This window comes from Aggregatibacter sp. oral taxon 458 str. W10330 (assembly GCF_000466335.1).
GTDB lineage: Bacteria > Pseudomonadota > Gammaproteobacteria > Enterobacterales > Pasteurellaceae > Aggregatibacter.
Genome location: NZ_KE952620.1, coordinates 55,750 through 62,244, shown reverse-complemented (window position 1 = coordinate 62,244; position 6,495 = coordinate 55,750). Strand labels below are relative to the sequence as shown.

Genomic DNA, 6,495 nt, shown 5'->3' with positions numbered 1-6,495 from the left:
ATAGCCAGACTTTGGCTGGCTATAATAAAAAACAGACCGCACTTTGATTGCTTCGTCAAGTGCGGTCTGTTTTTTGGGTATTTTTACATTAAAGAGAAAACACAAGACCATCTAAATTTAACGTTTTTTTCTCTCTTTCCAATTTATCTTCAGCAGATCCGATCATCAAGAAACCGATGATTTTATCTGCGGTATCGCATTGGAATGCTTGGCGTAAGTCGCTCCCGTCTAGCCAAGGGCCGCTAACCCAAACGTTTTTAAAGCCTAAGGCATTCGCCGCTAATTGAATGGCATAGGTCGCGCAACCTGCACAAAGCAACTGTTCCCATTCCGGAACTTTTTTAATATTCGGATCGATTTTGGCAACAACACCGATGATCATCGGGGCGCGGGTCGCTAGGGTTTCGGCTTTTTTCAAGCGTTCTTCACCCAGGTTCAGTTCATGTACGGCGCTTTTTAATAAACGGCTTAATTCCGTCATTTTATCTTGCTCAATGACAATAAAGCGATAAGGTTGCAGCCTGCCATGATCAGGGCTGCGCAATGCCGCTTGAAACATTTGGGTTAATTGGTGTTTATCGGGGGCTGGGGCGCTCAGTTTTTTCTCCGAATAACGCTCGGTAAGCAATTTTAATGCATCCATGATTGTCCTTCATTTGTGGGTGAGACGAAAAGTGCGGTGGATTATAGCACAGTTTATTTTTTCCGCGTGTTTATTGCGCAGGCGGTTTGTGGTATTTTAAGCATCCTTTTGGATCGCTTTTTGAGGTGGTATGAACGTCATTTTATCTTGTATTAAGTTCGCTTGGCGAATATTAAATTTTATTCGTGATTTGGTCATGAATTTGGTGTTTCTTGTTTTCGTTTTGGTGCTTTTATCTGTTGCAACTTTGATGATTGGCGCAGATAAATCGGAAAAAACCGTGCTAAGAGGTGATCAAGGGGCGTTATTGCTCAATTTAGATGGCTATTTAGCCGATAATCGCGATGAGAAAAACGATTTCAAAACCCTTTTAAAAGAGCTGGATGGGCAAAATATTCCGCAACAATATTCTACTTTTGATGTGGTATATGCGATTGATTCTGCCGCACAAGACGACAATATTCGTGGTTTAGTGCTGGATTTGAACTTTTTCCAAGGCGGTGATTTGCCGGCGCTGGAATATGTGGGCGAGGCGATTGAAAATTTCAAAGAAAGCGGCAAACAGGTGATTGCTTATGCGGATAACTATAATCAAGCGCAATATTTCCTTGCCAGTTATGCCGATGAAATTTATATGAACCCGACAGGTTCCGTGTCTATTGATGGTTTGGCACAGGAAACGCTGTATTTTAAAGATATGCTCGATAAACTCGAAGTGAACCCGCACGTCTTTCGCGTCGGTACTTACAAATCGGCAGTCGAACCGTATTTACGCAATGAGATGTCTGATGAAGCCAAGGCGAATTTACAACGTTGGTTAAATACCATGTGGAATCATTATAAGCAACGTGTGGCAGAGAATCGTGATATTCAGCAAAGTGCCGTTGCACCGGACGCGCATACGTTTTTAACCGAATTGAAAGCGTTAAAAGGTGATACCGCGGCCTATGTGAAGCAACGCAAGCTCGTAACCGGCGCAATAGATCGTTTAAATTTAGATAAAAAACTGACCGCACTTTTTGGTGAAGATAAGGATCATCAACCGAAAATGGTGGATTACGAGAGATATTTAGCCTCTTTGCCGGATCGTATGCATGGGGAAACCGACAACCAGATTGCGGTAGTGAATGTAGAAGGCGCTATTATTGATGGTGACAGCGACGAAGAAAATGTGGGTGGCGATACAGTTGCCAAATTGTTACGCCAAGCTTATGACGATGACAAAGTGAAAGGCGTGGTGTTGCGTGTCAATAGCCCCGGTGGCAGTGCGTTTGCCTCGGAGATCATTCGTCAAGAAGTGGCACATTTACAAAATGCCGGCAAACCTGTGGTGGTTTCCATGGGCGGTATGGCAGCTTCAGGTGGCTATTGGATTTCCTCTACAGCCGATTATATTGTCGCCGATAAAAATACGATTACCGGCTCAATCGGCATTTTTGCCATGTTGCCGACCTTTGAGAACACCATTAAGAAAATGGGGATTACCGCAGATGGCGTAAAAACCTCTGATTTAAGGTTTAGTTCATTATTCTCACCTTTATCGCCAACCTTAAATGATGTTATTCAGTTGGAAATTGAACATGGCTACGATCAATTTTTAACGAAAGTCAGTGAGGGTCGCCATTTAACCAAGGCGCAAGTGGATAATATTGCGCAAGGTCAGGTTTGGCTAGGCTCTGAAGCGCTTGAACATAAATTGGTAGATGAGCTTGGGACATTAGATACGGCCATCGGTAAGACGATTGAATTAGTGAATGAAAAACGGGCAGAAAAAGATAAACTCGATGAAGCCTCATTCTCAGTGGAATGGATTGTGGATGAAGACAGCTCATTATTGAAAAAAATGTTACGTGACTTCAAAGGCGATGCGAAAACTTGGGCGCAAGGTTTCGTGCTTGAAAGTGTTGGATTACCGAAAGCGTTCACGCAGTTAACCAAACCGCTTGGCACATTAACTCGCTTTAACGATCCTAAAGGGCAATATTTGTATTGTTTGACGTGTGGTTCAGTGAAGTAAAGTGCGGTCAATTTTTCAATCATTTTAAATCGGCGTGATATAGGGTTTCTGTAAAACAAACCGTTATCCCGCCTTATTTGAAACTGATATAATGCCTCGCTATTTACTCGGAGAGTGAAGAATATGAGTCAATTTTTTTATATCCATCCCGAAAATCCGCAAGCCCGATTGATTAATCAGGCAGTTGAAATTTTGCGTAACGGCGGCGTCATCGTCTATCCAACCGATTCCGGTTATGCCTTGGGATGTATGATCGGCGATAAGCACGCCATGGATCGTATCGTGCAAATTCGCCAGCTACCGGAAGGGCACAATTTTACGTTGGTGTGTAGTGATTTGTCAGAATTGTCCAATTATTCGTTGGTGACTAATTCTGCCTATCGTTTAATTAAAAATAACACGCCCGGTCGTTATACGTTTATTTTAACGGCTACGAAAGAATTGCCACGCCGTTTAATGACATCGAAACGTAAAACCATCGGCATTCGTGTACCGGATAATCAAATAGCCCTAGATTTATTGAAAGCCTTAGGCGAGCCGATTTTGTCTTGTTCTTTGATGTTGCCGAATGAAGAACATATCACGCAATCGGATCCGGAAGAAATCCGTGATCGTTTGGAACGTCAGGTAGATTTAATTATTCACGGTGGTTATTTAGGGCAAGAACCCACCACAGTGGTGGATTTAACCGAAAGTACACCAGTGATTTTACGCGAAGGCAGCGGCGCCATTACACCATTTATTTAATCGATAACAGACGCTTGGGAAAGCGACAACGAGGATTTATGAAAGCCACAACACAAAAGCGCACGTCAAATCGACCGCACTTTTCAGCCAATAATAAAGAAAAAACGATGGGAGCCAAACCCCGTCAATCCGTGACTAAACCTGTCAATAAATCCATGGCAGCAGAGGGCGAAAAATTACAAAAAGTCTTAGCCCGTGCCGGGCAAGGTTCCCGCCGTGAAATCGAAGCCATCATTGCAGAAAATCGCGTGAGCGTGGACGGCAAAATCGCGACCTTAGGCGATCGCATTAACGTACATTCCGGCGTAAAAGTACGAATTGACGGCAACTTGATCAATCTTACCCAAGCACAAAAAGAAGTGTGTCGGGTGTTAATGTATTACAAACCGGAAGGGGAGCTTTGCACCCGCCATGATCCGGAAGGACGCGCAACGGTGTTTGATCGCTTGCCGCGTTTAAACGGTGCACGTTGGATTGCGGTCGGGCGTTTGGATATTAACACCTCGGGTTTATTGTTATTCACAACGGATGGCGAACTGGCAAACCGCTTAATGCACCCAAGCCGTGAAGTGGAGCGAGAATATTCCGTGCGTGTCTTCGGGCAAGTGGATGAAGCGATGTTAGCGCGCTTAAAAAAAGGCGTGCAATTAGAAGATGGCCCGGCAAATTTTAAAGACATTAAATTTGTGGGTGGCGTGGGGATGAACCAGTGGTTTGATGTGACGTTGATGGAAGGGCGCAACCGTGAAGTTCGTCGTTTGTGGGAATCTCAAGGCATTCAAGTCAGCCGCTTGATTCGCATTCGTTATGGCAATATTAAATTAATGAAAACCTTGCCGCGTGGCGGTTGGCAGGAAATGGCGTTAGATGAAGTGAATTATTTGCGTGATTTAGTGGGGCTACCACCGGAAACAGAAACAAAAGTTGATGCCCATAAACAACGCCGTAAACCGAAAGCCGGACAGATTCGTAAAGCCGTCAAACGCTATTCGGAACTCAGTAAACGTTATAAAAAATAGTGCTCATGATTAACGAGAGGAAACCATGAAATTTCAGCAACTTCGCTATGTGGTTGAGATTGTGAATCAAAATTTTAATGTGACGGAAGCGGCAAATGCCCTGTTTACCTCACAACCGGGAATCAGTAAGCAAGTTCGCTTATTAGAAAGCGAGCTTGGATTGGAAATTTTTGAGCGTAACGGCAAACATATTAAAGGGCTAACGCCTCCGGGAAAGCGCATTGTCGCCATTTCTCGAGAATTAATGATGAAAATGCAAGGCATTCGTTCAATTGCCGATGAATATACGAAGCCGGATCATGGGATGTTACGCATCGCCACAACGAATACGCAAGCACGTTATATGTTGCCATCGGTAGTTGAGCGTTTTTCCAAGCGTTACCCGAATGTGAGCCTGCATATTCACCAAGGTTCGCCTTCACAAATTTATGATGCGCTATTATCAGATGAAGTGGATTTGGCGATCACCACCGAAGCGCAGTATTTATTTGATGGGGTGGTCTTATTGCCTTGTTATTTATGGAATCGTTCCGTGATCGTAAGACCTGATCATCCCTTAGCGAAATGCGAACAGCTGACCATTGAAGAATTAGGCAAATACCCACTGGTAACCTATACGTTCGGTTTCACCGGCGTATCGGATTTAGATTATGCGTTTAATGGCGCCGGGATTTTGCCAAATATCGTCTTTACGGCAACGGATGCCGATATTATTAAAACCTATGTACGCATGGGATTGGGCGTGGGTATCATGGCATCCATGGCGCATACTGCAGCAGATACGGATCTCGTTGCCATTAAAGCGGATCATCTCTTCCGCCCAAGCATGACCCAAATCGCTTTTAAGAACAGTGCGTTCTTACGTAATTATATGTATGATTTTATTACTTATTTTTCACCGCACTTAACCCGTGAAAACGTAGAAAAAGCAGAACGTCTGCACGATAATAATGCGGTGAAAAAACTTTTTGATAACGTCACATTAGATGTTTTATAACGCTTATTTAACTCACATTGATATAGGAAAAAACATGTCAAATTTACAACAAATCATTGAAAATGCGTTTGAAAAACGCGCAGAAATTACACCGAAAACCGTTGATGCACAAACCCGTGCCGCCATTGAAGAAGTGATCGAAGGCTTAGATTGTGGCAAATACCGTGTCGCCGAAAAAATTGATGGTGAATGGGTCACTCACCAATGGTTGAAGAAGGCGGTGTTGCTCTCTTTCCGTATCAATGACAATCACATTATTGATGGTGCAGAAACCAAATACTACGACAAAGTCGCCTTAAAATTTGCCGATTACACAGAAGAACGTTTTCAACAAGAAGGTTTCCGTGTCGTGCCTTCTGCCACCGTTCGCAAAGGCGCATACATTGCTAAAAACACAGTATTAATGCCATCTTACGTGAATATTGGGGCGTATGTGGGCGAAGGTACAATGGTGGATACTTGGGCAACAGTCGGATCTTGCGCACAGATCGGTAAAAACGTCCACCTCTCCGGTGGCGTAGGGATTGGTGGCGTGTTAGAGCCATTACAAGCCAACCCAACCATTATCGGTGACAACTGCTTTATCGGCGCACGTTCTGAAGTGGTAGAAGGAGTGATTGTTGAAGACGGTTGTGTGATTTCCATGGGTGTCTTTATCGGCCAATCTACCAAAATTTATGATCGCGAAACCGGCGAAATTCACTATGGTCGCGTGCCGGCAGGTTCCGTTGTAGTGTCCGGTAGCCTACAGTCAAAATGCGGTAAATACAGCCTTTACTGTGCTGTTATCGTGAAAAAAGTCGATGCCAAGACTTTAGGCAAAGTCGGTATTAACGAATTATTGCGTTCTATTGAAGAATAGTTAAAACACAATAAAAAAAGACCGCACTTATACCATCAAGTGCGGTCGTTTATTTAAACGTTTTTAAATAATACTATAAGTGCGTAGCGTGCATCTTGATGCACGATGAAACCACATACAGAACGTTATTTCCCCCTTTCGAGCATTTATGATTTCGTACGTAGCGTGCATCTTGATGCACGACCAAACCATGCACAGAACGTTATTTAC

At 43.7% G+C, this 6,495-nt stretch carries 6 protein-coding genes; 5 read left to right on the top strand and 1 reads right to left on the bottom strand.

Annotated features, from left to right (window positions below; all coding sequences use genetic code 11):
- Positions 1–88: 88 nt before the first annotated feature.
- Complete coding sequence (locus HMPREF9065_RS01565; protein WP_021616810.1) at positions 89–643, bottom strand: nitroreductase family protein; 555 nt, start codon at positions 641–643, stop codon at positions 89–91.
- 130 nt (positions 644–773) lie between these two features.
- On the opposite strand from HMPREF9065_RS01565, the gene sppA reads away from it, so the two are divergent.
- The 5 genes from sppA to dapD all read left to right on the top strand — a co-directional run bounded on the left by sppA (position 774) and on the right by dapD (position 6,285).
- Positions 774–2,660: a signal peptide peptidase SppA gene (sppA, locus tag HMPREF9065_RS01570; protein ID WP_021616808.1), complete on the top strand. Its 1,887-nt coding sequence runs from the start codon at positions 774–776 to the stop codon at positions 2,658–2,660.
- Positions 2,661–2,783: 123 nt separating this feature from the next.
- Positions 2,784–3,407 (top strand): L-threonylcarbamoyladenylate synthase, encoded by a 624-nt coding sequence (locus HMPREF9065_RS01575; protein WP_021616807.1) that lies wholly within the window; start codon positions 2,784–2,786, stop codon positions 3,405–3,407.
- A 38-nt stretch (positions 3,408–3,445) separates the two neighbouring features.
- Complete coding sequence (rluB, locus tag HMPREF9065_RS01580; RefSeq protein WP_021616806.1) at positions 3,446–4,426, top strand: 23S rRNA pseudouridine(2605) synthase RluB; 981 nt, start codon at positions 3,446–3,448, stop codon at positions 4,424–4,426.
- 25 nt (positions 4,427–4,451) lie between these two features.
- Entirely contained in the window at positions 4,452–5,423 is a 972-nt protein-coding gene (gene cysB, locus HMPREF9065_RS01585) for an HTH-type transcriptional regulator CysB (RefSeq protein WP_021616805.1), read from the top strand.
- A gap of 34 nt (positions 5,424–5,457) precedes the next feature.
- Positions 5,458–6,285 carry a 2,3,4,5-tetrahydropyridine-2,6-dicarboxylate N-succinyltransferase gene (gene dapD / locus HMPREF9065_RS01590; protein WP_033002718.1) on the top strand — a complete coding sequence of 276 codons (828 nt, stop codon included), beginning with the start codon at positions 5,458–5,460 and terminating at the stop codon, positions 6,283–6,285.
- Positions 6,286–6,495: the final 210 nt, after the last annotated feature.

Coding starts and splice junctions, on each gene's coding strand:
- HMPREF9065_RS01565 (WP_021616810.1), bottom strand. CDS start 643: ATGGATGCATTAAAATTGCTTACCGAGCGTTATTCGGAGAAAAAACTG.
- dapD (WP_033002718.1), top strand. CDS start 5,458: ATGTCAAATTTACAACAAATCATTGAAAATGCGTTTGAAAAACGCGCA.
- rluB (WP_021616806.1), top strand. CDS start 3,446: ATGAAAGCCACAACACAAAAGCGCACGTCAAATCGACCGCACTTTTCA.
- HMPREF9065_RS01575 (WP_021616807.1), top strand. CDS start 2,784: ATGAGTCAATTTTTTTATATCCATCCCGAAAATCCGCAAGCCCGATTG.
- sppA (WP_021616808.1), top strand. CDS start 774: ATGAACGTCATTTTATCTTGTATTAAGTTCGCTTGGCGAATATTAAAT.
- cysB (WP_021616805.1), top strand. CDS start 4,452: ATGAAATTTCAGCAACTTCGCTATGTGGTTGAGATTGTGAATCAAAAT.